The organism is Pseudoxanthomonas suwonensis J47 (assembly GCF_000513955.1).
Taxonomy (GTDB): Bacteria; Pseudomonadota; Gammaproteobacteria; order Xanthomonadales; family Xanthomonadaceae; genus Pseudoxanthomonas; species Pseudoxanthomonas suwonensis_C.
Genome location: NZ_AZUZ01000006.1, coordinates 103214 through 126851 on the forward strand (window position 1 = coordinate 103214; position 23638 = coordinate 126851).

Annotated in this window: 24 protein-coding genes; 11 read left to right on the top strand and 13 right to left on the bottom strand. The window is 70.3% G+C overall.

All coding sequences use genetic code 11. The features are described from left to right. Position 1: 1 nt before the first annotated feature. Together M503_RS0101830 and M503_RS0101835 are read right to left on the bottom strand one after the other, a co-directional pair. The gene (locus M503_RS0101830; protein ID WP_037060240.1) at positions 2–697 is read right to left on the bottom strand and encodes a MotA/TolQ/ExbB proton channel family protein; all 696 of its coding nucleotides are present in this window, start codon (positions 695–697) and stop codon (positions 2–4) included. A gap of 259 nt (positions 698–956) precedes the next feature. Further along, positions 957–3254, bottom strand: a complete 2298-nt coding sequence (locus M503_RS0101835; protein WP_028919062.1) for a DNA internalization-related competence protein ComEC/Rec2 — start codon at positions 3252–3254, stop codon at positions 957–959. A gap of 468 nt (positions 3255–3722) precedes the next feature. Between M503_RS0101835 and M503_RS0101840 the strand changes: the two genes are divergently transcribed. Next, on the top strand, positions 3723–4040 hold the full coding sequence (locus M503_RS0101840) for a SelT/SelW/SelH family protein (protein ID WP_231472288.1): 318 nt from the start codon (positions 3723–3725) through the stop codon (positions 4038–4040). 124 nt (positions 4041–4164) lie between these two features. Then, positions 4165–4428 (top strand): PspC domain-containing protein, encoded by a 264-nt coding sequence (locus M503_RS16725; RefSeq protein WP_051414115.1) that lies wholly within the window; start codon positions 4165–4167, stop codon positions 4426–4428. 16 nt (positions 4429–4444) lie between these two features. On the opposite strand, the gene lolD is transcribed toward M503_RS16725, so the two are convergent. The 5 genes from lolD to M503_RS0101870 form a co-directional block, all read right to left on the bottom strand. Then, the gene (gene lolD, locus M503_RS0101850; RefSeq protein WP_051414117.1) at positions 4445–5176 is read right to left on the bottom strand and encodes a lipoprotein-releasing ABC transporter ATP-binding protein LolD; all 732 of its coding nucleotides are present in this window, start codon (positions 5174–5176) and stop codon (positions 4445–4447) included. Further along, positions 5169–6410, bottom strand: a complete 1242-nt coding sequence (locus M503_RS0101855; protein ID WP_024868040.1) for a lipoprotein-releasing ABC transporter permease subunit — start codon at positions 6408–6410, stop codon at positions 5169–5171. The genes lolD and M503_RS0101855 overlap by 8 nt, the downstream gene beginning before the upstream one ends. A 45-nt stretch (positions 6411–6455) precedes the next feature. After that, the gene (locus M503_RS0101860) at positions 6456–6905 is read right to left on the bottom strand and encodes a hypothetical protein (protein ID WP_428992210.1); all 450 of its coding nucleotides are present in this window, start codon (positions 6903–6905) and stop codon (positions 6456–6458) included. Next, positions 6877–7155, bottom strand: a complete 279-nt coding sequence (locus tag M503_RS0101865; RefSeq protein WP_051414118.1) for a succinate dehydrogenase assembly factor 2 — start codon at positions 7153–7155, stop codon at positions 6877–6879. Before M503_RS0101865 ends, M503_RS0101860 begins: the two co-directional genes overlap by 29 nt. 91 nt (positions 7156–7246) lie before the next feature. Beyond that, positions 7247–8578 (bottom strand): MFS transporter, encoded by a 1332-nt coding sequence (locus tag M503_RS0101870; protein WP_028928072.1) that lies wholly within the window; start codon positions 8576–8578, stop codon positions 7247–7249. A 175-nt stretch (positions 8579–8753) separates the two neighbouring features. Between M503_RS0101870 and cyoA the strand changes: the two genes are divergently transcribed. From cyoA to M503_RS0101905, 7 genes are read left to right on the top strand one after another with little or no spacing between them, the layout of a single operon-like run. Beyond that, the gene (gene cyoA / locus M503_RS15450; RefSeq protein ID WP_028919056.1) at positions 8754–9809 is read left to right on the top strand and encodes a ubiquinol oxidase subunit II; all 1056 of its coding nucleotides are present in this window, start codon (positions 8754–8756) and stop codon (positions 9807–9809) included. A gap of 56 nt (positions 9810–9865) precedes the next feature. Continuing rightward, entirely contained in the window at positions 9866–11878 is a 2013-nt protein-coding gene (cyoB, locus tag M503_RS0101880) for a cytochrome o ubiquinol oxidase subunit I (protein WP_028919055.1), read from the top strand. After that, on the top strand, positions 11871–12506 hold the full coding sequence (gene cyoC, locus M503_RS0101885) for a cytochrome o ubiquinol oxidase subunit III (protein ID WP_028919054.1): 636 nt from the start codon (positions 11871–11873) through the stop codon (positions 12504–12506). Before cyoB ends, cyoC begins: the two co-directional genes overlap by 8 nt. Next, on the top strand, positions 12503–12919 hold the full coding sequence (gene cyoD, locus M503_RS0101890) for a cytochrome o ubiquinol oxidase subunit IV (protein ID WP_024868047.1): 417 nt from the start codon (positions 12503–12505) through the stop codon (positions 12917–12919). Before cyoC ends, cyoD begins: the two co-directional genes overlap by 4 nt. A 17-nt stretch (positions 12920–12936) precedes the next feature. Then, positions 12937–13743: an SURF1 family protein gene (locus M503_RS15455; RefSeq protein ID WP_028919053.1), complete on the top strand. Its 807-nt coding sequence runs from the start codon at positions 12937–12939 to the stop codon at positions 13741–13743. Beyond that, positions 13721–15100: an ATP-binding protein gene (locus M503_RS15460; protein WP_081720903.1), complete on the top strand. Its 1380-nt coding sequence runs from the start codon at positions 13721–13723 to the stop codon at positions 15098–15100. The genes M503_RS15455 and M503_RS15460 overlap by 23 nt, the downstream gene beginning before the upstream one ends. Continuing rightward, a complete protein-coding gene (locus tag M503_RS0101905) occupies positions 15093–15653 on the top strand; it encodes a response regulator transcription factor (protein ID WP_051414120.1) in 561 nt (186 codons plus the stop codon). Before M503_RS15460 ends, M503_RS0101905 begins: the two co-directional genes overlap by 8 nt. Before the next feature lie 586 nt (positions 15654–16239). Here the strand turns inward: M503_RS0101905 and M503_RS0101910 are convergent. From M503_RS0101910 to M503_RS16975, 5 genes are read right to left on the bottom strand one after another with little or no spacing between them, the layout of a single operon-like run. Then, positions 16240–17025, bottom strand: coding sequence for a succinate dehydrogenase iron-sulfur subunit (locus M503_RS0101910; RefSeq protein WP_028919051.1), 786 nt, complete (start codon positions 17023–17025; stop codon positions 16240–16242). 21 nt (positions 17026–17046) lie between these two features. Next, complete coding sequence (gene sdhA / locus M503_RS0101915; protein ID WP_028919050.1) at positions 17047–18840, bottom strand: succinate dehydrogenase flavoprotein subunit; 1794 nt, start codon at positions 18838–18840, stop codon at positions 17047–17049. A gap of 28 nt (positions 18841–18868) precedes the next feature. Continuing rightward, a complete protein-coding gene (gene sdhD, locus M503_RS0101920; protein ID WP_028919049.1) occupies positions 18869–19252 on the bottom strand; it encodes a succinate dehydrogenase, hydrophobic membrane anchor protein in 384 nt (127 codons plus the stop codon). Beyond that, positions 19249–19641 carry a succinate dehydrogenase, cytochrome b556 subunit gene (gene sdhC / locus M503_RS0101925; protein WP_028919048.1) on the bottom strand — a complete coding sequence of 131 codons (393 nt, stop codon included), beginning with the start codon at positions 19639–19641 and terminating at the stop codon, positions 19249–19251. Before sdhC ends, sdhD begins: the two co-directional genes overlap by 4 nt. Positions 19642–19698: 57 nt before the next feature. Next, positions 19699–19872, bottom strand: coding sequence for a DUF1674 domain-containing protein (locus M503_RS16975; RefSeq protein WP_081720904.1), 174 nt, complete (start codon positions 19870–19872; stop codon positions 19699–19701). Between the two features lie 82 nt (positions 19873–19954). Between M503_RS16975 and M503_RS15465 the strand changes: the two genes are divergently transcribed. Next, entirely contained in the window at positions 19955–20800 is an 846-nt protein-coding gene (locus tag M503_RS15465) for a YgfZ/GcvT domain-containing protein (protein WP_028919047.1), read from the top strand. A 3-nt stretch (positions 20801–20803) separates the two neighbouring features. Here M503_RS15465 and M503_RS0101935 read toward each other — a convergent pair whose 3' ends face one another. Beyond that, the gene (locus M503_RS0101935; protein ID WP_028919046.1) at positions 20804–21877 is read right to left on the bottom strand and encodes an ABC transporter ATP-binding protein; all 1074 of its coding nucleotides are present in this window, start codon (positions 21875–21877) and stop codon (positions 20804–20806) included. Positions 21878–22195: 318 nt separating this feature from the next. On the opposite strand from M503_RS0101935, the gene zwf reads away from it, so the two are divergent. After that, positions 22196–23638, top strand: coding sequence for a glucose-6-phosphate dehydrogenase (gene zwf / locus M503_RS0101940; RefSeq protein ID WP_028919045.1), 1443 nt, complete (start codon positions 22196–22198; stop codon positions 23636–23638).

Sequence of the window (23638 nt, forward strand, 5' to 3'; positions counted from 1 at the left end):
CTCAGCTGCGGGCCGGCGCCGGACGGGCGGCAGCGGCCGCGCGGGCGGCCGCCTGCGCCGCGGCCAGCTGGGCCGGGCTCACCGGCGCCTGCGGGCGGGCGCTGTCCAGCGCGTCCAGCAGCGCCGTCGCCTCCTGCTCCATCTCGATCACGTAGCCGGCGATGCGGCTGCGGAAATAGCGGTGGAAGACCAGCGCCGGCACCGCCACGATCATGCCGGTGGCGGTGCACACCAGCGCCTTGCCGATGCCGCCGGCCAGCTGGTTCACGTCGCCCAGGCCGTGGTCGAGGATGCCCAGGAACATCTGGATCATGCCGACCACGGTGCCCAGCAGGCCCAGCAGCGGGCCGGCCGAGGCGATCGTGCCCAGCGCGCTGAGGTAGCGCTCCATGCGGAACACCAGGTGGCGGCCGGTGTCCTCGATGCGCTCGCGGATCACGTCACGCGGGCGGTTGCGCACGTCCAGGGCAGCCGCCAGCAGCGCGCCCAGCGGCGAGTTGCGGCGCAGGGATTCGATGTGGGCCGGGTCCAGCTGGCCGCGCGTGGCCCAGTTGCGGACCTCCTCGCCCAGCCGCGGCGGCATGACCTCGGCGCGGCGCAGGCTCCACAGCCGCTCCAGCACGATCGCCAGGGCCGCCACGCCCAGCAGCAGCAACGGCAGCATCGGCCATCCACCGGCCTTGACCAGCTCCCACACCTGAACCACCTCCGGCCACAGCCGCATTACGTCAGCCGTAAGGATGACTGCAAAGCCTGTCCCGGCGCCAGCCCGGCCCTTCCGGAGCGCGGCAGGGCTCACGTTGCGGGGGTTCTCCAGCGCGTGTCCCAGCGCCGCTGGAGCAGGACTTCGGGGGCCGCTCCTCTCCCTGCCCCTCTACCGCAGCGAGAGGGGAAACGTGCGACACCGCCGGCGCCGCGCCCCCGTGGGCGACGGGGCTCCTTCCTCCCATGGCGCGTTACTGCAGGCGCTGCCGGTCCCAGGCTCGCCCCCGCCACGCCCGGCGTTCGCGTACCGCCAGCCCGTCGGCGCCCAGCCAGACCCGGATCGCGCCGGACTGCGGCGTGGCCAGCACTTCGGCACCGTGCCGGCGCCAGCGCTGTACCACCTCCTCGCGCGGGTGCCCGAAGCGGTTGCCGTGCCCGGCCGCCACCAGCGCCAGCCGCGCCCCGGTGGCGGCAACGAAGCGCGGGGACGAGGAACCGGCGCTGCCGTGATGCGCCACGACCACCACCTCCGCGCGCACCTGTTCGGGCTGGCGCAGCAGCCGTGCCTCCACCACTTCGCCGATGTCCCCCGGCAGCAGCACCGCCCCGTGTGCCGAGGCCACGCGCAGCACGCAGCTGGCCTCGTTGCGCAGGTACGGGAAATGCGCCGGCGGATGCAGGAACGAGAACGACACCCCGTCCCAGTGCCACGACTCGCCCGCCCGGCAGGGACGCTCCGCCTCCACCTCCAGCGGCGCACCCTCCGGCGCACGCGAGGAGGCGACGGGTACCAGCCGCCGCACCGCCTCCCAGCCGCCGGCGTGGTCGCGGTCGGCATGGCTGATCACCACCGCGTCCAGGCGGCCGATGCCGAGGACGCGCAGCGCCGGCAGCACCGCACGCTCGCCGGCATCCCAGCCGTCGCGCGCGGCCGGTCCGGCGTCGTAGAGCAGTACGTGCCCCGCAGTGCGCACGATCACGGCCAGGCCCTGGCCCACGTCCAGCACATGCAGCTCCAGCTCGCCGTGGCGCGGCAGCTCGCGCGGCGGATGCAGCAGCGGCAGCCACAGCAGCAACGCCAGCCCGCGCCCCGGCAGGCCGCGCGGCAGCAACAGCCAGAACGCCCCCAGCAGGGCCAGCGGCAGGGCCAGGTCGCGGGCTTCGGGCAACCACCACAGCGCGAACGGGCTGGCCGCCAGTTGCCCGAACAGCTCCCAGCTCGGGTCGAAGCACCACGCCGCCGCGCGCCAGGCCCAGCCGCCCCACCCCGCCTGCGCGGCTTCAAGCGCCGTCCCCAGCAACGACAGCGGCACCACCACCAGGCTCCACCACGGGATCGCGACCAGGTTGGCCAGCGGCCCGGCCAGCGAGGCCTGGTTGAACAGCACCACGCCCAGCGGCAGCAGGCCGAGGGTGGCCACGCCCTGCGCCGAGAGGAACTCGCGAGCCAGACTGCGCCTTCCCGCCTGCGGCGGCAGGCACCACAGCAGCCAGGCCACGCCGGCGAAGCTCAGCCAGAAGCCGGCCTGCAACACCGCAAGCGGATCGGCCAGCGCGATCGCCAGCAAGGCCATGCCCAGCACCTGGCCGCTGCCCAGCGGCCGGCGCGCCAGCCGCGCCAGCGCCACCACCACGATCATCAGCAGGGTCCGCACCGTCGGCAGGGCGAAGCCGGCCACCGCGGCGTAGATCGCCGCACCCGCCACCGCGCCGACGGCCGCCGCCTGCGCCCGCGGCAACCGGCGCCCCAGCCCCGGCAGCAGCCACCAGGCCGCCAGCGCCAGCCATGCGCCGAAACCCGCCACCAGCCCGACATGGAAGCCCGAGATCGCGATCAGGTGGGTCAGCCCGACCGCACGCAGCCGCTCCCAGTCCGCGTCCTCCAGCGCGCGGGTGTCGCCCAGCGCCAGCGCCCGTACGAAGCGCGACGACTCCGCGGGCACGGCCGCGGCGATCCGCTCCGACATCGACTCGCGCCAGGCGTCGATCCCGCGCGCTGGGGACCGCTCGCGTGCGTCCTCCGGCAGGCGCACCAGTCCGGTCGCGGCGATGCGCTGGGCCAGCGCGTGGCGTTCCATGTCGAAGCCGCCGGGGTTGGACAGCCCGCGCGGTGCGCGCAGGCGCACGCGCAGCTGCCAGTTGGCGCCGGCGTGCAGCCCCATGCGCGGCCCCGGCTCCAGTGCATCGAAATCGTCGTACCAGGCCAGTTGCAGCAGGCGCCCGCGCAGCGGCCCAGGCGCGTCCGCGTCGACCCGCAGGCGGAAGCGCGTGCGCCGCGCCTCATGCTCCGGCAGGCCGACGATGCGGCCGCTCAGTTCCACCTCCCGCCCTTCCCAGCCCGCCGGCAGCTGCGCGTCCAGCACCCAGCCGGCGTGCAGTCCGGTCCAGCCCAGCGCCAGCAGGCAGGCGCCCAGCGCGCGTCCCCGCCATGGCCGCAGCCACGCGACCAGGCCGACCGCCACCGCCAGCAGGTTCACGCCCGCCGGGGCGAACGCCGGCAGGAACAGGCAGGCCACCGCGCCGAGCAGGGCGCCCGCCGCGCAGGCCATGCCCAGCGGATGCGGCGCCGCGGCGGCCGGTTGCGCCAGCGCGGCGAACGCGCCGGCGAAGGTGCCGCGTGGCGTGGGTGCCGCTCTCAGCGCCATGCGTACGGACCCCACCGCACTGGTCGCCGGACCGCCGCGCCCTCGCGCCGGGTGTGGCGCGTCGGGAAACGGCCACATCCATGGACGGGCCGACACGCTGTTGCAGGCGACGCCGCTTCGCGCCCGCACCCCAGCGGGCAGCAGGCGCTTCGCGCAGCCTGCGTGCCCGCCACCGCTCCTCGCGCAAGGCGAAGCCGTTCCACCCCCTTCCCACCGCATCCCGCGGTCCTGGCCATGGCGCGTCCCTGCTCCCGGCTACCCCGCCAGCGTGACGCTCCGGTCCTGGCAGCACCATCGGCGGACTGCGTGCCTGCGCGTAGGAATTGCCCGCGGCATACTCGCCGCACGACCGGCGCACGCCGCGGAGCCCCAGTGACTGCCGAGCCCCCCACCATCGCCAGCGCCCGCATCGAGATCCGCTACTGCACCCAGTGCCGCTGGCTGCTGCGCGCGGCATGGATGGCGCAGGAACTGCTGACGACCTTCGAGGCGGAGATCGCCTCGCTCGCGCTCGTGCCCGGCACCGGCGGCGTGTTCGAGGTGCGGGTTGACGGCGTGCCGGTATGGGAGCGCGTGGCCGACGGCGGTTTCCCCGGAATCGGCGAGCTCAAGCGCAGGGTGCGCGACCGGATCGCGCCGGAACGCGCGCTCGGCCACGTCGACCGTGTCGCGCGCGAGGGGCGCGACTGAGCCGCGGCCGCACCATCGGAGTTTCCTGACGTAAACGGCCGCGATCGGCCGATAGCCCGCGCCCGACCACCGCGCGAGCCTGTACGGGCTCCCTGCCCTGGCAGGTATCCGTGAGGACGCGACGATGATCGATTGCGCTGCTGACCGCTGGAATCTCGCCGACCTGCGCAAGTCGGCGCGGGACATGTGGCTGGCCGGTATCTGCGGCGGCCTGGGCGAACACACGCCGGTGCCAGCCTGGATATGGCGCGCGCTGTTCCTCGCCGCGGCGATCTGGGGCGGTGGCGGCCTGCTGCTCTACCTGGTGCTGTGGCTGCTGATGCCGGCCGGACGCCTGGAGCCCGACGTCCCCGCCACGCATGGCGGCGAGGGACTCCCGACGCGCTGACGCCCCGCGCGCGCGCCTATTCGGCGACCGGCAACTCGCCCGGGGCCAGTTCGCGCAGCTTGCCCTCGTGCAGCTCCAGCACCCGGTCCAGGCGCCGTGCCAGGCGGCGGTCGTGGGTCACCAGGACCAGGCTGGTGCGCTGCGCGCGGTTGAGCTCGAGCATCAGCGCGAACACGTGGGCGGCGGTCTTCTCGTCGAGGTTGCCGGTGGGCTCGTCGCCCAGCACGCAGGCCGGGCGGTTGACCAGGGCACGGGCCACGGCGGCGCGCTGGCGCTCGCCGCCGGAGAGCTCGCCGGGCTTGTGGCCGAGGCGGTGGCCGAGGCCGACCGCTTCCAGCAGTTCCTTCGCGCGCCGCGAGGCTTCCTCCACTTCGCCGCCGGACAGCAGCACCGGCATCATCACGTTCTCCAGCGCGGTGAATTCCGGCAGCAGGTGGTGGAACTGGTAGACGAAGCCGAGCGCGCGGTTGCGCAGGCGGCCGCGCTGCGCATCGGACAGGTCGGACATCTTCTGCCCGGCGACATAGACCTCGCCGGCGCTGGGCGTGTCGAGGCCGCCGAGCAGGTGAAGCAGCGTGCTCTTGCCGGCACCGGAAGCGCCGACGATGGCCACGGTCTCGCCGGCGGCCACCCGCAGGTCCAGGCCGTCGAACACGTGGGTGCGCAGGTTGCCTTCGGCGTAGGTCTTGCCCAGGCCTTCGGCGCGCAGCGCCTCGGTCACCGTCTCCATGGCAACGGTCTCATTCATAGCGCAGGGCCTCCGCCGGCTGGGTACGGGCCGCGCGCCAGGCCGGGTACAGCGTCGCGAGGAAGCTCATCACCAGCGCCACCACCAGGGTGGCGACCACGTCGCCGGTCTGCATGTCGGTCGGCAGGCCGGTGATGTAGTACACGTCCTCCGGCAGCAGGGTGATGTTGAACAGCGCCTCGATGCCGTCGAGGATCCGTTCCAGGTTCCAGGTCAGGGTGACGCCGCCGACGAGACCGAGCACGGTGCCGATGATGCCGATCAGCGTGCCCTGCACCATGAACACCTGCATCACCCCGCCCGGGGTCAGGCCCAGGGTGCGCAGGATGGCGATGTCGGCCTGCTTGTCGGTGACCAGCATCACCTGCGAGTTCACCAGGGTGAAAGCGCCCATCAGGATGATCAGCGACAGCAGGATGCCCATCACCGTCTTTTCCATCTTCAGCGACTGGTACAGGTTGGCGTTGTCGCGGGTCCAGTCGCTGACCCGGTAGAAGCCCGGCAGCTTCAGCGCCAGGTCGCGGGCCACGTCGAAGGACTGGTTCATGTCGTGCAGCATCAGCCGCACGCCGCTGGCGCCGTCCATGCGCAGCACGCGCTGCAGGTCGCCCATGTGGACGATGGCCAGGCCGCGGTCGATCTCGTTGTGCCCGGCCGAGAACAGGCCGGTCACGGTGAAGCGCTTGTAGCGCGGCATCGCGCCCATCGGCGAGCCCTGGAACTCCGGCAGCATCACCGTGACCTGGTCGCCGACGTCCACGCCCAGCCACAGCGCCAGCTCCTGGCCCAGCAGGATGCCGTAGCTGCCCTCCTGCAGGGTTTCGGCCGAGCCGCGGGTCATCTTCTGCGCCAGCACCGAAACCTTGTCCTCGTACTCGGGCAGCACGCCGCGCACCAGCGCCGGCTGCTTGCGCGGGCCGGAGAGCAGCGCCTCGGTCTCGATGAACGGGGCCGCGCCGGCCACCCGCGGATCCGCAACGGCCAGGTCCCAGGCATGCTTCCAGTCGGCCATCGGCTCGCCGTCGGCGACGACCGTGGCGTGGGCGGCGAACTGCAGCAGGCGGTCGCGGATTTCCTTCTGGAAGCCGCTCATCACCGCCATGGTGGTGATCAGCACGGTCACGCCCAGGGCGATGCCGAGGATCGAGGCCAGCGAGATGAAGGAGATGAAGCCGTTGCGGCGTTTGGCCCGCAGGTAACGCAGGCCGATGGCCACGGGAACGGGTTTGAACATGGTGACGGGGTTTTCCGCTGCCGGCTCTCCCCGGCGCTCGAGGCGCTATGGTGCCATCGGCCGCGTGGAGGACGAAACGACACGCGCCGCCATGGCCAGCCGCAGTTCACGCCGGCGCGCCGCCGGCAGGGTGTCCGGCCACCAGGCCAGGCGTACGCGACGCCCCTCCCGGTCGAGCGCGTCGAGGAAGGCCAACGGCCCGCGCCAGCGGACCTGGCAGTCCTCCAGGGGCTGGCCGTCGAGGCTGTCGAGGCAGGGCGCACCGGGCTGCCGCGGCGCCGGGCCCAGGACCAGCTGCCGCGGCGCCCTGCCCGCCTCGCGCCGGGCCAGCTGCAGGCCACGCGCGGCGGCGGCCAGGGCCAGCGGCCAGGCCAGCGGGCGCGGCAGCTCCGAACCCAGCACCGCCAGCGGCGCCAGCACGGTCAACAGCAGCAGCGCCGCCAGCAGCCAGCGCGAAGGGCGCCACTCAAGCCGGCAGGGCGCGGATCCTGGCAATGAGGTCGGACAGCTCCGCATCCGGACAGGCCTCGTAGCCCATGAACCAGCGCCAGAGCCTATCGTCCTCGCAATCCAGCAGCCGTCGGAAAACGCCGCGTTCGGCGTCGGAAGCAGTCGCGTAGGCGTGGTTGAGCCAGCGTTCGAACAGCTGGTCCAGTTCGCGCATGCCGCGCCGGCAGCGCCAGCGCAGGCGGCGCAGCTCCGTGTCGACGGGAAGCTCCGCCGGATTCGGGTGTGCGTTGTCCATGCGGCGTATTGTCGCCGGCCGCGCCGGCGGCCGGTAGCCATGCAGTCCGGGAAGCGCCCCGGCCGGCACGCGGCCGGCCGGACCAGCGGTCTCAGACGGCGGTGGCCTCGCGCTGCCTGAGCCAGCGGTTGACGCCCAGCGCGGCCAGGGTCGCCACCGCGCCGGACAGCAGGTACAGGCCCACGTAAGGCAGGCCGAAGTTCGCGCACAGGTACAGCGCCACCAGCGGGGCGAAGGCCGCGCCGATCAGCCAGGCCAGGTCGGTGGTCAGGGCGGCGCCGGTGTAGCGGTAGCGCGCGCCGAAGTTGCGGGTCACCGCGCCGGAGGCCTGGCCGTAGGAGAGGCCCAGCAGCAGGAAGCCCAGCAGCAGGAACACCTGCTGCGCGACCGGTCCGCCGTTGAGCAGGGTCGGGGCGAAGCCGCTGAACACGCCGATCGCCACCGCGGTCGAGGCCAGGGTCTGCACCCGGCCCAGGCGGTCGGCGATCAGGCCGGAGGCCAGCACGCCGCCGATCGCCAGGAAGCCGCCGGCCACCTGCAGCATCAGGAAGCGGCTGATGGTCTGCCCGGTGAACAGCTGCGCCCAGGAGATCGGGAAGATGGTGACGATGTGGAACATCGCGTAGCTGGCCAGGGCGGCGAAGGCGCCGATGACCACGTGCCTGCCCTTCTCCCGGAACAGCTCGCCCACCGGCACCGGGTCCAGGTCGCGCTGTTCCATCTGCTGCTCGTACTCGTGGGTCACCACCAGGCGCAGGCGCGAGAACAGCGCCACCACGTTGATGGCCATGGCCGCGAAGAACGGATAGCGCCACCCCCAGTCGTAGAAGTCGGCGTTGGACAGGCTCGAGTACAGGAAGGCGAACAGCGAGGCGGCGACGATGAAGCCGACCGGCGCCCCCAGCTGGCCGAGCATGGCGTACCAGCCGCGGCGGTGCTTGGGCGTGTTCAGCGCCAGCAGCGACGGCAGGCCGTCCCAGGACCCGCCCAGGGCCACGCCCTGGCTGCTGCGGAACAGCGCCAGCAGGACGATGGCCGCGGCCCCCAAGGTCTCGTATCCGGGCAGGAAGGCCATGCCGGCGGTGCTGGTGCCCAGCAGGAACAGGGCCACGGTGAGCTTGGTGCCGCGGCTCCAGCGGTCCTGGATCCACAGGAACAGGATCGTGCCCAGCGGCCGGAAGATGAACGCCAGGGCGAACACCGCGAACGACATCAGGGTCGCCTGCAGCGGCTCGGCGAAGGGGAAGAACACCTTCGGGAACACCAGCGCCGAGGCGATGCCGTAGACGAAGAAGTCGAAGTATTCGGAGGTGCGGCCGATGATGACGCCGACGGCGATCTCGCCGGGGGCGACCTGGGCATGCGCCCCGGCATCCTGGCCGTGGACGGAGACGGTACTGCTGGACGCGGTGATCGAGGACATCGGTCGTGCTGTACTGGGGCCTGTCCCCGACACTACACCGGAACGCGTCGCCGGTGTGCATCCGCTGCCCACGATCCGCGACGGCGGGCAATAGGACAAAACGCCCAATCGATCCCTTCACGGGGCGGGAGTACAGTGTCCGGCGCTGTATCCCCCCGCAGCTCCCCCTATTCAGATGTCCATCTCCAAGACCCTGCGCCGCCTGCTGATGGCCGCCGGCCTGGCCCTGCCATTGGCCGGATGCAACACGATCCTGCTCAACGCTCCGGGCGACGTCGCCCGGCAGCAGGGCAACCTGATCATCGTCTCCACCCTGCTGATGCTGATCATCATCGTCCCGGTGATCTCGCTGACGCTGTTCTTCGCCTGGCGCTACCGGGCGAGCAACACCAGGGCCACCTACAAGCCGGACTGGGACCACTCCCTCCAGCTGGAGCTGGTGATCTGGGCCTGCCCGCTGCTGATCATCATCGCCCTGGGCGCGATCACCTGGATCACCACCCACACCCTGGACCCGTACCGTCCGCTCGACCGCATCGCCGAGAACAAACCAGTCCCGGCCGGCGTGGAGCCGCTGGAGGTCCAGGTGGTGTCGCTGGACTGGAAGTGGCTGTTCGTCTACCCCGAACAGGGCATCGCCACGGTCAACGAACTCGCCGCCCCGGTCGACCGTCCGATCCGCTTCAAGCTCACCTCCTCGACGGTGATGAATGCGTTCTACGTCCCGGCGCTGGCCGGCATGATCTACACCATGCCGGGCATGCAGACCGAGCTGAACGCGGTCATCAGCGACGCGGGCGAGTACGAGGGCTTCTCCTCGAACTACAGCGGCGCCGGCTTCTCCGGCATGCGCTTCCGCTTCCACGCCCTCGACGAAGCCGGTTTCGACAGATGGGTGCAGCAGGTCCGCGGCGGCGACCGCCTCGACCGCGACGCCTACCTGGAACTGGAAAAGCCCAGCGAACGCGAGCCGGTGCGCCATTTCGGCAACGTCGAGGAGGGCCTGTACGACGCCATCCTCAACCGCTGCGTCGACCCGCGCCGGATGTGCATGCACGAGATGATGGCCATCGACGCCGGCAAAGGCCCGGGCCGCACCGGCATCGAAGGCCTGGAAGCGCGCAACCGCGGCGACCTGCGCGGCCGCCCCTACGTGCAGTCGGCCATGTGCGCCGCCGGCGACGCCCCGGCCGCCGGCCTGAACACCTCGCTGTCCCGCCTCGCTCCCTGAGCACGCGCCTGCCGCCATCCTCCCCGGTGGCGGCCTGACGACGGAATTCCCCGAACATGTCCTCCCCCCATTCCACTTCCGCCCCGTACAACCCGCTCACCGGCTACCTGGGCTGGGAATCGTTCCCGCTGCATGACCCGGTGATCCTCTCGGCCTTCGTCGGCACCGTGGTCGCCGGCCTGGCCGTGCTCGCGCTGATCACGAAATACAGGCTGTGGGGCACCCTGTGGCGCGACTGGTTCACCAGCATCGACCACAAGAAGATCGGCATCATGTACATGGTGCTGGGCCTGGTGATGCTGCTGCGCGGCTTCTCCGACGCGATCATGATGCGCGCGCAGCAGGCGATCGCCTTCGGCGACAACATGGGCTACCTGCCGCCGCACCACTACGACCAGGTGTTCACCGCCCACGGCGTGATCATGATCTTCTTCGTGGCCATGCCGCTGGTCACGGGCCTGATGAACTACCTGGTGCCGCTGCAGATCGGCACCCGCGACGTCGCCTTCCCGTTCCTCAACAACTTCAGCTTCTGGATGACCACCGCCGGCGCGGTGCTGATCATGCTGTCGCTGTTCGTGGGCGAGTTCGCCAAGACCGGCTGGCTGGCCTACCCGCCGCTGTCGGGCATCGACTACAGCCCCGACGTGGGCGTGGACTACTACATCTGGGCCTTGCAGATCGCAGGCCTGGGCACGTTGCTGTCGGGCGTCAACCTGATCGTGACCATCGTCAAGATGCGCGCGCCGGGCATGACCCTGATGCGCATGCCGGTGTTCACCTGGACCGCGCTGTGCACCAACGTGCTGATCGTGATCAGCTTCCCGGTGCTGACCGCGGTGCTGGCGCTGCTGGCCCTGGATCGTTACGTGGGGACGAACTTCTTCACGAACGACCTCGGCGGCAACCCGATGATGTACGTGAACCTGATCTGGATCTGGGGCCACCCGGAGGTCTACATCCTGATCCTGCCGGTGTTCGGCGTGTTCTCCGAGATCGTGCCCGCCCTGACCGGCAAGCGCCTGTTCGGCTACACCTCGATGGTGTACGCCACCGTGGTGATCACCGTGCTGTCCTACCTGGTGTGGCTGCACCACTTCTTCACCATGGGCTCGGGCGCGAGCGTCAACTCGTTCTTCGGCATCACCACGATGATCATCTCGATCCCGACGGGCGCGAAGATCTTCAACTGGCTGTTCACCATGTACCGCGGCCGCATCCGCTTCGAGGTGCCGATGCTGTGGACGGTGGGCTTCATGGTCACCTTCGTGGTGGGCGGCATGACCGGCGTGCTGCTGGCCGTCCCGCCGGCCGACTTCGTCCTGCATAACAGCCTGTTCCTGATCGCGCACTTCCACAACGTGATCATCGGCGGCGTGGTGTTCGGCCTGTTCGCCGGCATGACCTTCTGGTTCCCGAAGGCGTTCGGCTTCAAGCTCGACCCGTTCTGGGGCAAGGTCTCGTTCTGGTTCTGGCTGGCGGGCTACTGGATCGCCTTCACCCCGCTCTACGTGCTGGGCCTGATGGGCGTGACCCGCCGCGTGAGCCACTTCACCGACCCGTCGCTGCAGATCTGGTTCCAGGTCGCCGCGCTCGGCGCCGTCCTGATCGCCATCGGCATAGCCGCGTTCCTGGTCTGCATCTTCGTCAGCTTCCGCAGGCGCGAGCAGCTGCGCGACGTGACCGGCGACCCGTGGAACGCCCGCAGCCTGGAGTGGTCCACCTCCTCGCCGCCGCCGGAGTACAACTTCGCCTTCACCCCGGTCGTGCACGACAACGACGCGTGGTGGGACATGAAGCAGCGCGGCTTCAAGCGCCCGCTGTCCGGGTTCCTGCCGATCCACATGCCGAAGAACACCGCCGCCGGCGTGGTCCTGGCCGGACTGAGCACGGTGATGGGCTTCGCCCTGGTCTGGCACATCTGGTGGCTGGCCGCACTGTCCTTCGCCGCGACCGTGATCGCCGCCATCGTCCATACCTTCAACTACAACCGCGACTACCACATCCCGGCCGAAACCGTGGCCGCGACCGAGGAAGCGCGCACCCGCCTGCTGGAATCCCATGTCTGACGCCATCGCCCTGAACGCGGCCGGCAACGCCGAGCCGCCCCGGTTCTACGACCTGGCCGGGGAACACCACCCGCAGCAGGGCACCCTGCTCGGGTTCTGGATCTACCTGATGAGCGACCTGCTCATCTTCGCCAGCCTGTTCGCCGTGTACGGCGTGCTCGGCCGCAGCTACGCCGCCGGCCCGACCGGCGCGGACCTGTTCGACCTGAAGCTGGTGGCGGTCAACACCGCCATGCTGCTGTTCTCGTCGATCACCTACGGCTTCGCCATGCTGGCGATGCAGCGCCGGCACGTGCCGGGCGTGCTGGCCTGGCTGGCGGTGACCGGCCTGTTCGGCCTGGCCTTCCTCGGGATCGAGCTGTACGAGTTCCAGCACATGATCCACGCCGGCGCCGGTCCGCAGCGCAGCGCGTTCCTGTCGTCGTTCTTCGCCCTGGTCGGCACCCATGGCCTGCACGTGACCTTCGGCATCATCTGGCTGGTGGTGCTGATGGTGCAGGTGGGCCGCTTCGGCCTGCACGCGGCCAACCAGCGCCGCCTGCTGTGCCTGTCGATGTTCTGGCATTTCCTCGACGTCGTCTGGATCGGCGTCTTCACCTACGTCTACCTGATGGGAGTGCTGCCATGAGCCATCCCCACGACCCGCACGCCACCTACGGACACGACGAGCACGGCGGCGAGCACGGCCCGCACACCGAACACGTCGAGGCCGCGCACGGCTCGATGCGCGACTACGTCACCGGCTTCATCCTGTCGGTGATCCTGACCGCGATCCCGTTCTGGCTGGTCATGGGCGACGTCATCAGCGACTCCGGCACCACCGCACTGGTGATCCTCGGCTTCGCCGCGGTCCAGATCGTCGTGCACATGGTCTACTTCCTGCACATGAACCCGCGCTCGGAAGGCGGCTGGAACATGCTGGCGCTGATCTTCACCACGGTCTTCGTGGTCATCATCCTGGCCGGCTCGCTGTGGGTCATGTTCCACATGAACGCGAACATGATGCCGATGTCGCCGCACGAGGCGCGGATCCAGCCCTGACGGGCTCCGCGGCCGCCATGGCGACCGGAACGCACGCGAGGGAGGGCGACCTGCCCTCCCCGCGCGGCCCGCTGGCACTGGCGGTGCTGGCCCTCGCCTTCGCCGCCGGCCTGGTGCTGTTCACCGCGCTGGGCACCTGGCAGGTGCAGCGCCTGCACTGGAAGCACGACCTGGTCGCCCGGGTGGATGCACGCATCCATGCCGCGCCGGTGCCGGCGCCGGACGCGGCGGAATGGGCCGCCAGCACCCCGAAGGACCAGGAGTACCGCCGCGTGCAGGTGCGCGGCGAATGGCTGCCCGGCCGCGACACCCTCGTCCAGGCGGTGACCGAAGCCGGCGCCGGACGCTGGCTGCTGCGCCCGCTGCGCCGCGACGACGGCAGCGTGGTCCTGGTCAACCTGGGTTTCGTGCCCGAGGACTGGAAGGCCGGCGCGCCCGCAGCGGGCCCGGTCGAAGTGACCGGCCTGCTCCGCCTCTCCGAACCGGCTGGCGGCTTCCTGCGCAGGAACGCACCGGCGGATGACCGCTGGTTCTCGCGCGACGTGGAAGCGATCGCCGCCCGCCACGGCCTGGCGCCGGTGGCGCCGTGGTTCCTCGATGCGGACGCGGAGTCGGCCGCCCAGGCCGGCACGCCCTGGCCGCGCGGCGGGCTGACAGTGGTACGGTTCCGCGACAACCACCTGGGCTATGCGCTGACCTGGTTCGCGCTGGCCCTGCTGGTGGCTTTCGGGGCCTGGCGCTTCGCACTGGAGGAGGTGCGCGTCCGGCGCCGCTGGCGCCAGCGCAGCACGGAGCCCCTGGATGCCGCCGACGGAAGCCCTTAGCCCCGCCGCCAAGCGCAACGCCAACGCGCTGGAATCGGCGCGCACGGACACCACCCGCGGCGCGGGCGTGCGCAGCATGCAGCAGCTGATCCAGCTGCGCTGGATCGCCCTGCTCGGCCAGGTCGCCACCATCATCTTCGTGCACTACGGCCTGGGCATCCGCCTGCCGCTGGCGAACATGCTCGGCGTGGCCGCCTGCCTGGCGGTATTCAACCTGGCCAGCCTGCTGTACTGGCGGCCGCGCCAGGACGTCGGCGACCCCGCCCTGCTGGCGGCGCTGCTGGTCGACGTGGCCGCGCTGACCGCGCAGCTGCATCTCAGCGGCGGCATCACCAACCCGTTCGTGTTCCTGTTCCTGCTGCAGGTGGCGGTGGGCGCGGTGCTGCTGCCGGCCTGGGCCAGCTGGGTGGTGGTGGCGGCCAGCAGCGTCGGGGTGATGGGGCTGGTGGTGGTGCCGGGCCCCGTGCGGATCGCCGCCGACCCGTCGCAGGGCATGGCCGATCCCTACCTGCAGGGCCTGCTGATCTGCTTCCTGCTGACCGCGGTGCTGGCGGCGCTGTTCATCGGCCGCATCGCCCGGATCCTCCGCGTGCGCGATGCGCGCCTGGCCGACCTGCGCCAGCAGGCCGCCGAGGAGGAACACATCGTGCGCATGGGCCTGCTCGCTTCAGGCGCGGCGCACGAGCTGGGCACGCCGCTGGCGACGCTGTCGGTGCTGCTGGGCGACTGGCGGCGGATGGAGCCGTTCACCTCGGATCCGGACCTGCTGCAGGACCTGGAGGAGATGCAGACCCAGCTGGTCCGCTGCAAGTCGATCGTCACCGGCATCCTGCTTTCGGCCGGCGATGCGCGCGGGGAAGCACCGGCGCACACCACCCTCGCCGCCTTCCTTGACGAGCTGGTCAGCGAGTTCACAGCCACGCGCCCGGTGCAGACGCTGGACTACCGGCGCCACCTGCAGCAGGACATCCCGATCGTCTCCGACTCGGGCCTGAAGCAGATGATCAACAACATCCTCGACAACGCGCTGGAGGCCTCGCCGGCGTGGGTCGGGATGGAGGTGAGCCTGCAGGGCGAGGACGACGACACGCTGGTGCTGAAGGTGAGCGACGCCGGAACGGGCTTCACCGGGGAGACGCTGGCCAACTTCGGCAAGCCCTACAATTCGAGCAAGGGACGGCCGGGCGGTGGCCTGGGCCTGTTCCTGTCGCTCAACGTGGCCCGCAGCCTGGGTGGCCGCCTGAGCGCGGCCAACCGCGTGCCACGCGGCGCCGAAGTGGTGCTGGAACTGCCGCTGTCCTCGCTGGCGCTGCCGCAGGACGGGGGCGCCGACCCGGAGGATGCCGACGATGAATGACCCGACCCCCGCCCCGCCGCAGCAGCCACGCCGGCTGCTGGTCGTCGAGGACGATGCGGCCTTCGCGCGCACGCTGATCCGTTCGTTCGAGCGGCGCGGCTACGAAGTCCGGCATGCGTCGGGCAAGGCGGAGCTCGAAGCGGCGCTGGAAGGTTTCGAGCCGGGCTATGCGGTGGTCGACCTGAAGCTGGCCGGCGGCAGTTCGGGCCTGGAATGCGTGCAGCAGCTGCATGCGCACGATCCGGACATGCTGATCGTGGTGCTGACCGGCTACGCGAGCATCGCCACGGCGGTGGAGGCGATCAAGCTGGGCGCGTGCCATTACCTGGCCAAGCCTTCCAACACCGACGACATCGAGGCGGCCTTCGGCAAGGCCGAAGGCGATGCGCACGTGGGCCTGGGCCAGCGGCCGACGTCGATCAAGACGCTGGAATGGGAACGCATCCACGAGGTGCTGGCGGAGACCGGCTTCAACGTCTCCGAGACCGCGCGCCGCCTGGGCATGCACCGCCGCACCCTCGCCCGCAAGCTCGGCAAGCAGCAGGTCAAGTAGCGGCCCCGTAGCCCGGATAAGGGAAGCGCATCCGGGACCTGGCCGCGCCGCCACCTGCGATGGTGGCAGCGACGGCAACAGCGACGGCAACGACGGAAGCAACGGCAACCGCAACGCAGCTGCATTGACGGGCGCCGGATGCGCCGGGCGTGCGGGGCCTGGGTACTCATGTCCCCCGGTGCCGGCCTGCGGCCGGCACCTCCTCCTTTACTTCGCACCCAGGCCCCGCACACCCGACGCTCTGCGCGTCGCTGGCGCTCGCTGGCGAGCAACGACAACGGCAACAGCAACAGCAACAGCAACAACAGCGAGAGCAAAGACTCGGAGACCGAGCCCGGTTTCGCACCGCTGGAGCACCCGGCACCGGCACGGTGTGCGGGCCTCCGGGGCGAAGTAAAGGAGGAGGCATTCGCCGCAGGCGGATGCCGGGGGACATGAGTCACGGAGGGCCGCACGCCGGGCCGGGGCCCTTCCGGTCGCGACGCCGGTCGGAACCTGGAACTCCAAACCTGCCCTGCCCTGATCCCCGGAAAAAACAAAGGCCCGGAAAACCGGGCCTATGTTTCGAACCATGCTGGAAGCGGGATCAGGAACGACGTTCCATCATCAGCTTCTTGATCTCCGCGATCGCCAGGGCCGGGTTCAGGCCCTTCGGGCAGGTGCGGGCGCAGTTCATGATGGTGTGGCAGCGATACAGCTTGAACGGATCCTCGAGGTCGTCCAGACGCGCACCGGTGTCCTCGTCGCGCGAGTCGATGATCCAGCGGTAGGCCTGCAGCAGGATCGCCGGGCCCAGGTAGCGCTCGCCGTTCCACCAGTAGCTCGGGCAGCTGGTCGAACAGCAGGCGCACAGGATGCACTCGTACAGGCCGTCGAGCTTCTTGCGGTCTTCCGGCGACTGCAGGCGCTCGCGGTCCGGCGGCGGCGGGGTCTGGGTGCGGATCCAGGGCTTGATCGACGCGTACTGCGCGTAGAAGTGGGTCAGGTCCGGGACCAGGTCCTTGACCACGTTCATGTGCGGCAGCGGGTAGATCGGGACCTCGTCCTTCTTGCAGTCGCCGATCGCCTTGGTGCAGGCCAGCGTGTTCGTGCCGTCGATGTTCATCGCGCACGAACCGCAGATGCCCTCGCGGCAGGAACGGCGGAAGGTCAGGGTCGGGTCGATCTCGTTCTTGATCTTGATCAGCGCGTCCAGGACCATCGGGCCGCACTTGTCGAGGTCGATCTCGTAGGTGTCGGTCCGCGGGTTGGCGCCGTCGTCCGGGTTCCAGCGATACACCTTGAAGATGCGCACGTTCTTCGCACCGGTCGGCGCGGCGAAGTGCTTGCCCTTGGTGATGCGGGAATTCTTGGGGAGTGCAAACTCTGCCATTGGTCTTTCTCTCGCCCTGGCTCAGTACACGCGTGGCTTGGGCGGCACCACATCCACATCCTTGCTCAGGGTGTACATGTGCACCGGACGGTAGTCGAAGCTGGTCTTGCCGGTCTGGGCATCGACCGTGACCAGGGTGTGCTTCTGCCAGTTGGCGTCGTCGCGCTCCGGATAGTCCTCGTGCGCGTGGGCGCCGCGGCTTTCCTTGCGCTGTTCGGCCGAGTTGATCGTGGCGACGGCGTTGAGCAGCAGGTTGTGCAGCTCGTAGGTCTCGATCAGGTCGGAGTTCCAGACCAGCGAACGGTCGGAGACCTTGACGTCCTCGAAGCTGGCGAAGATGTCGGCCATCTTCTCGCAGCCTTCCTTGAGCGTCTTGCTGGTGCGGAACACCGCCGCGTCGGCCTGCATGGTGCGCTGCATCCGGTCGCGGATGACCGCGGTCGGGGTGCCGCCGTTGGCGTTGCGCAGCTTGTCGAGCTGGGACAGCGCCTTCTCGCAGGCGTCGGAAGCCAGCGGCTTGTGCGGCGCGCCCTTCCTGATGGTCTCGGCGCAGCGGTTGGCCACGGCGCGGCCGAACACGACCAGGTCGAGCAGCGAGTTGGAACCCAGGCGGTTGGCGCCGTGCACCGACACGCAGGCCGCCTCGCCGATCGCGTACAGGCCCGGCACGACCGCATCCGGGTCGTCGCCGACCTTGCGCACCACTTCGCCGTGGTAGTTGGTCGGGATGCCGCCCATGTTGTAGTGCACGGTCGGGATCACCGGGATCGGCTGCTTGGTCACGTCCACGCCGGCGAAGATGTGGGCGCTCTCGGCGATGCCGGGCAGCTTCTCGTTGATGACTTCCGGGCCCAGGTGGGTCAGGTCGAGCAGGATGTGGTCCTTGTGCTCGCCGACGCCGCGGCCTTCGCGGATCTCGATGGTCATCGAACGCGACACCACGTCGCGCGAGGCCAGGTCCTTGTAGTGCGGCGCGTAGCGCTCCATGAAGCGCTCGCCGTTGGCGTTGCGCAGGATGCCGCCTTCGCCGCGGACGCCCTCGGTGATCAGGCAGCCGGCGCCGTAGATGCCGGTCGGATGGAACTGCACGAACTCCATGTCCTGCATCGGCAGGCCGGCGCGCATCACCAGGCCGCCGCCGTCGCCGGTGCAGGTGTGGGCGGAGGTGGCGCTGAAGTAGGCGCGGCCGTAGCCGCCGGTCGCCAGGACCACGCCGTGGGCGCGGAACAGGTGCAGCGAGCCTTCGGCCATGTCCAGGGCGAGCACGCCGCGGCAGACACCCTCTTCGTCGAAGATCAGGTCCAGCGCGAAGTACTCGATCATGAAACGCGCGTTGTGCGCCAGCGACTGCTGGTACAGCGTGTGCAGCATGGCGTGGCCGGTGCGGTCGGCCGCGGCGCAGGTGCGCTGCGCCGGCGGGCCCTCGCCGTAGCGGGTGGTCATGCCGCCGAACGGGCGCTGGTAGATCTTGCCTTCCTCGGTGCGCGAGAACGGCACCCCGTAGTGCTCGAGCTCGATGATCGCCGGGATCGCCTCGCGGCACATGTACTCGATGGCGTCCTGGTCGCCCAGCCAGTCCGAGCCCTTGATGGTGTCGTAGAAGTGGTAGCGCCAGTCGTCCTCGCCCATGTTGCCCAGCGCGGCGGAGATGCCGCCCTGCGCGGCGACCGTGTGCGAGCGGGTCGGGAAGACCTTGGTCAGGCACACCGTCTGCAGGCCCTTCTGGGCCAGGCCGAAGGTGGCGCGCAGGCCGGCGCCACCGGCGCCGACGACGACCATGTCGTACTTGTGTTCGGTGATCTTGTAGGCGGACATCGGGTCTGTGTTCCTTGGCAGCCGGCGGTCAGTGGGCCAGCGCGATGCGGGCCACGGCGAAGATGCTGACGATCGCGCCGAGCACCGCGATGAACTTCACGCCGGTCTGCAACACCAGGGCCAGCAGCGAATGATGGATGTAGTCCTCGAGCACGACCTGCAGGCCGAGCTGCGCGTGCCAGAACGTGGCGACCAGGAAGCCGACCAGCAGCACGGCGTTCCACGGACGCGAAACGGCGTCGGTGGCGGCCAGGTAGTCGCTGCCGACAAGGCCCAGGACGAACCAGACGAACCACAGGCCGAGGATGACCAGCGCGGTGGCGGTCAGGCGCTGGTGGATGAAGTGCTCCGTGCCGGTCTTGGCCGAGCCCCAGCCACGCACGTTCTTCAGGGGGGTACGGTAGCGGTTCATGCGGCACCTCCGTTCAGCGCGCAAACCCAGACCAGGGCGGTGATCACCAGGCTGCCAATGATCGACAGCCAGCTGCTGCGCACGAAGGCCGGGATGCTGAAGCCGATGGCGAAGTCCTGGACGACATGGCGGATGCCGTTGCACAGGTGGTAGGCGAAGGCCCAGCTCCACCCGAACAGGAACAGCTTGCCGTACCAGGCGCCGGCGATGCCGGTGAAGCAGGCCCAGGATTCGGGACCGATCATCAGGGACAGCAGGCCGGCGGCGATGACCAGGGCGCCGGCGGCCAGCACGACGCCGGTGGCGCGGTGCAGGATCGAGGTCACCATCTGGACCTGCCAGCGGTACACCTGCAGATGCGGTGACAGGGGGCGTTCGCGACTGCTCATGCGCTGGTATGTCTCGGCTGTGCGGCCGTCATGGCCGCGTGGCTTGTAGGCGCCGCGTCAGAAATCGACGCAGCGTCCGTTCTTTTCCCAGTCCCCGTAGCGGGTAGGCTCCGGACCCTCGCGCCCGCCGATCTCGCGCGGCAACGCCGGCGTGGCGCCATCGCTGGACGACTGCGTTCCACGTTCCCCGGGCTTTTCCGTCTCGGGAACGTCTGGGCTTTGGCCTATCATGGGACTCCTTGCAACGCACAAAATTTTAAGCCCCGGGTCACCGGCTGACAACCGGCACGCCCACCATCCTTTGGTATCCCCCTTGATTCCCGCGGACTTTTTCGCACTCGAAGAGCATACGGTACTCGCCCTCGATGGACCGGAGGCGCTCGTGTTCGCGCAGGCGCAGTTCGCCAACGACGTGACTGCGCTGTCACCGGGGCAATGGCAGTGGAATGCCTGGCTCAACGCCAAGGGGCGCGTGATCGCCGTGTTCGCGCTGCTGCGCTGCGGCGATGCGCTGCGCCTGGTGCTGCCCGACCACGGCGCCGCGGAACTGGGCGACGCGCTGCGCCGCTTCGTCTTCCGCCGCAAGGTGACGGTCGCGCCGCGCCCGGATCTCCGCGTGTCCGGCGCCTTCACCTCCCCGGCCACCGCTTCCGGCGCCCGGCTGGCCGGCGACGAAGCCGGCGGCCTGGAGCTGGATTACGGCACCTCCGCCCTGCCCCGTACCCTGCGCATCGGCCCGGCGACCGCGCCTGCGGACGCCGCCGCGCGTGAGGCCTGGGCTGTGGCCGACCTGCGCCTGGGCCTGCCGCGCCTGCCCGCTTCGCAACGCGAGCAGTGGACGCCGCAGCAGCTGGCGCTGGACCGGTTGCATGCCTACAGCGTGAAGAAGGGCTGCTATCCGGGCCAGGAAATCGTGGCCCGCACCCATTTCCTGGGGAAGGCGAAGCGCGAGCCGCTGCTGCTGCACGTCCCGGCAGGCGTGGACGCCGGCGCGGAAGTGCAGCAGTCCGGTCGCGTCATTGGCCAGGTGGCCAGCGTTGCCGGCGGCGGATCGCGGCTGGCGCTGGCGGTGCTGCCGCTGGAGCGCGGGGACGCGCCGCTGGAAGTGGCCGGCGTGACCACCACGGTCGAATCCTTCGTCGAAGGCCTGGGGCGCTGAGCCTCAGGCGGCCAGCCGCGCGCCGCCCACCGGATCGAAGAAGTGCAGGTGCGCCGGGTCGGCGCGCAGGCGCAGGGTGCTGCCGGGCGCGGGCAGCGCCTGCGGCGGCAGCCGCGAAACCAGCGTGCGGCCATCGAAATCCAGGTGCAGGTAGGCCTCGCTGCCGACCGCCTCGACCACGTCCACCCGCGCCTGCAGCCCCTCCTCCGCCGGCAGCAGGTGCTCAGGGCGAACGCCCAGCGCCACCCGCCGGCCCAGCCAGGACGGTGGTACTTCCGCGCCCGGCAGCGGCACCTGGCCCTGGTCCAGCACCAGGCGCAGGCCGTCGGCGGCCTGCAGCTCGCCTTCGAGCACGTTCATCGCCGGGCTGCCGAGGAAGCCGGCCACGAACAGGTTGGCCGGACGCTCGTACAGCGCCATCGGCGTATCGATCTGCTGCACCTTGCCTGCGTCGAGCACGACGATGCGCTGGCCGAGGGTCATCGCCTCGACCTGGTCGTGGGTCACGTAGACCATGGTCGCGCCCAGCCGCTGGTGCAGGCGCGCGATCTCGGTACGGGTGGAATGGCGCAGCTTGGCGTCGAGGTTGGACAGCGGCTCGTCGAGCAGGAACACCGCCGGCTCGCGCACCAGCGCCCGGCCCAGGGCCACGCGCTGGCGCTGTCCACCGGACATCTCGCGCGGCTTCTTGCCGAGCATGTCCTGCAGGCACAGCATCGCCGCCGCCTCCCCGACCCTCCGCTCCACCTCCGCGCGCGGCAGGCCGCGCAGTTTCAGGCCGAAAGCCAGGTTCTCGGCCACGCTCATGTGCGGGTACAGGGCGTAGCTCTGGAACACCATGGCGATATCGCGGTCCTTCGGGGCCACGTCGTTCACCACGCGGTCGCCGATCCTGAGGGTGCCGGAGGTGATCTCCTCCAGCCCGGCGATCATCCGCAGCAGGGTCGACTTGCCGCAGCCCGACGGCCCGACCAGGACCATCAGCTCGCCGTCGGCGATGTCGAAGGTGGCGCCGTCCACGGCCACCTGGCCGTTGTCGTAGACCTTGCGCACCCGGTCCAGCTGCAAGCCCGCCATCACACCTCCGGAGAATACGTATGCGGCCACGGTATACGGTGTCCGCGCACGGCGGGATGATGTCACGCTGTGCCGGCGATGGCGACCGCCGGCACCGGGTCCACGACCGTGCGCCGCGGCATGGAAACAACCGTTTCCACGGAGACGTTCCTGACCACTGGACAAGACGCGCGCCGCACGGCGATATTCCATTGGTTTGCGCGCGCCCGCGCGTGCGCCACGCCCTCCCCCCACCGCATTCGCGCGCCCGCCCAGGCGGACGCCGCAGCCCCAAGAGAACCCCCGGACCCGATGTCGAACGCCACGGAAGCCCACCGGATGCATGACACCCTGCTGCTGTTCGGCGCCACTGGCGACTTGGCCCAGCGCTACCTGTTCCCCTCGCTGCTGCGCCTGCAGGGCGACGGCCTGCTGCCACCGGACTTCCGCGTGCGCGCCCTGGCGCTGTCGCCGCACGACACCGGGAAATTCCGGCAGATCCTGCGCGAGCGCTTCGCCAGCCTGTCGCACTACACGCCCACGCCGGAGCAGGTCGAGGAGTTCCTCTCCCGCGTGGACTACCGCTCGGTGGACATGCGCACGCCGGCCTCGGTCGCCGAGGCGGTGGCCGACTGCGTCGACCGCCCCTGCGTGAGCTACCTGTCGATCCCGCCGGGCCTGTACATCAGCACCTGCGAAGGCCTGGCCCTGGGCGGCGCGTTCAAGGCGCCGAACCGGCTGATGCTGGAGAAGCCGATCGGCCACGACCTGGCCTCGGCGCGCGAGATCAACGCCACCATCGGCGGGCTGATCGACGAGGACCGGATCTTCCGCATCGACCATTACCTCGGCAAGGCGGCGGTGCAGAACCTGCTGGCCCTGCGCTTCGGCAACACCCTGCTGGAGGCGGTGTGGAACCGCAACTACATCGATTCGGTCAGCATCCTGGTCTCCGAGACCGAGGGCGTGGACGGGCGCAATTCCTATTACGCCCGCTCCGGCGCGCTGCGCGACATGGTCCAGAGCCACATCCTGCAGCTGCTGTGCCTGGTGGCGATGGAACCGCCGGCCTCGCTGGCCGCCGACCGCATCCGCGACGAGAAGGTCAAGGTGCTGCGCGCCCTGCGCCCGTTCACCGCCGCCGAAGCGCAACGCCACAGCGTGCGCGCCCGCTACATCGCGGGGACGATCGAGGGCCAGCCGGTGCAGGCCTACATGCCTCCGGATGACAGCGATGTCGAAACCTTCGTCGGCGTCACCGCGCACATCGACAACTGGCGCTGGGCCGGGGTGCCGTTCCACCTGGCCACCGGCAAGCGCATGGCCGAGCGCTCCACCGTGGTGACGGTGACGCTGAAGCCGGTGACCCACTGGCTGTTCGAGCGCCCCGACGGCGCGCACGCGGCGCCCAACCGCCTCACCTTCCGCCTGCAGCCGCAGGAGGACATCGAGCTGGGCCTGATGAGCAGCCTGGCCGGCCCGGAATGGGGCACGCTGGAACTGCATCCGCTGGAGCTGGAACTGTCCTCGCAGACCGGACAGAACCGCCGCATCGCCTACGAACGCCTGTTCCTCGATGCCATGCACGGCAACCACGCGCTGTTCGTGCGCAACGACGAGGTCGAGGCCGCCTGGGCCTGGATCGACAGCGTGGTCGAGGGCTGGAAGGCCGGCGACGTGCCGCTGGAGTACTACCCCGCCGGCACCTGGGGTCCACGCGAGGCGCTGCCGTTCCTGCCGGCGCAGTTCGACGCGGTCGGTCCGCGGCGCGAGGCCTGCTGA

Excerpts from the sequence above, each read along its gene's own strand:
- M503_RS0101835 (WP_028919062.1), bottom strand. The coding sequence starts at position 3,254 with ATGGCCTGCGCGGCGGGCGCCCTGCTCGGCGCGGTGGCCTGCCTGTTC.
- M503_RS16725 (WP_051414115.1), top strand. The coding sequence starts at position 4,165 with ATGATCGATTGCGCTGCTGACCGCTGGAATCTCGCCGACCTGCGCAAG.
- lolD (WP_051414117.1), bottom strand. The coding sequence starts at position 5,176 with ATGAATGAGACCGTTGCCATGGAGACGGTGACCGAGGCGCTGCGCGCC.
- M503_RS0101855 (WP_024868040.1), bottom strand. The coding sequence starts at position 6,410 with ATGTTCAAACCCGTTCCCGTGGCCATCGGCCTGCGTTACCTGCGGGCC.
- M503_RS0101865 (WP_051414118.1), bottom strand. The coding sequence starts at position 7,155 with ATGGACAACGCACACCCGAATCCGGCGGAGCTTCCCGTCGACACGGAG.
- M503_RS0101870 (WP_028928072.1), bottom strand. The coding sequence starts at position 8,578 with ATGTCCTCGATCACCGCGTCCAGCAGTACCGTCTCCGTCCACGGCCAG.
- cyoA (WP_028919056.1), top strand. The coding sequence starts at position 8,754 with ATGTCCATCTCCAAGACCCTGCGCCGCCTGCTGATGGCCGCCGGCCTG.
- cyoB (WP_028919055.1), top strand. The coding sequence starts at position 9,866 with ATGTCCTCCCCCCATTCCACTTCCGCCCCGTACAACCCGCTCACCGGC.
- cyoC (WP_028919054.1), top strand. The coding sequence starts at position 11,871 with ATGTCTGACGCCATCGCCCTGAACGCGGCCGGCAACGCCGAGCCGCCC.
- cyoD (WP_024868047.1), top strand. The coding sequence starts at position 12,503 with ATGAGCCATCCCCACGACCCGCACGCCACCTACGGACACGACGAGCAC.
- M503_RS15455 (WP_028919053.1), top strand. The coding sequence starts at position 12,937 with ATGGCGACCGGAACGCACGCGAGGGAGGGCGACCTGCCCTCCCCGCGC.
- M503_RS15460 (WP_081720903.1), top strand. The coding sequence starts at position 13,721 with ATGCCGCCGACGGAAGCCCTTAGCCCCGCCGCCAAGCGCAACGCCAAC.
- M503_RS0101905 (WP_051414120.1), top strand. The coding sequence starts at position 15,093 with ATGAATGACCCGACCCCCGCCCCGCCGCAGCAGCCACGCCGGCTGCTG.
- M503_RS0101910 (WP_028919051.1), bottom strand. The coding sequence starts at position 17,025 with ATGGCAGAGTTTGCACTCCCCAAGAATTCCCGCATCACCAAGGGCAAG.
- sdhA (WP_028919050.1), bottom strand. The coding sequence starts at position 18,840 with ATGTCCGCCTACAAGATCACCGAACACAAGTACGACATGGTCGTCGTC.
- sdhD (WP_028919049.1), bottom strand. The coding sequence starts at position 19,252 with ATGAACCGCTACCGTACCCCCCTGAAGAACGTGCGTGGCTGGGGCTCG.
- sdhC (WP_028919048.1), bottom strand. The coding sequence starts at position 19,641 with ATGAGCAGTCGCGAACGCCCCCTGTCACCGCATCTGCAGGTGTACCGC.
- M503_RS16975 (WP_081720904.1), bottom strand. The coding sequence starts at position 19,872 with ATGATAGGCCAAAGCCCAGACGTTCCCGAGACGGAAAAGCCCGGGGAA.
- M503_RS0101935 (WP_028919046.1), bottom strand. The coding sequence starts at position 21,877 with ATGGCGGGCTTGCAGCTGGACCGGGTGCGCAAGGTCTACGACAACGGC.
- zwf (WP_028919045.1), top strand. The coding sequence starts at position 22,196 with ATGCATGACACCCTGCTGCTGTTCGGCGCCACTGGCGACTTGGCCCAG.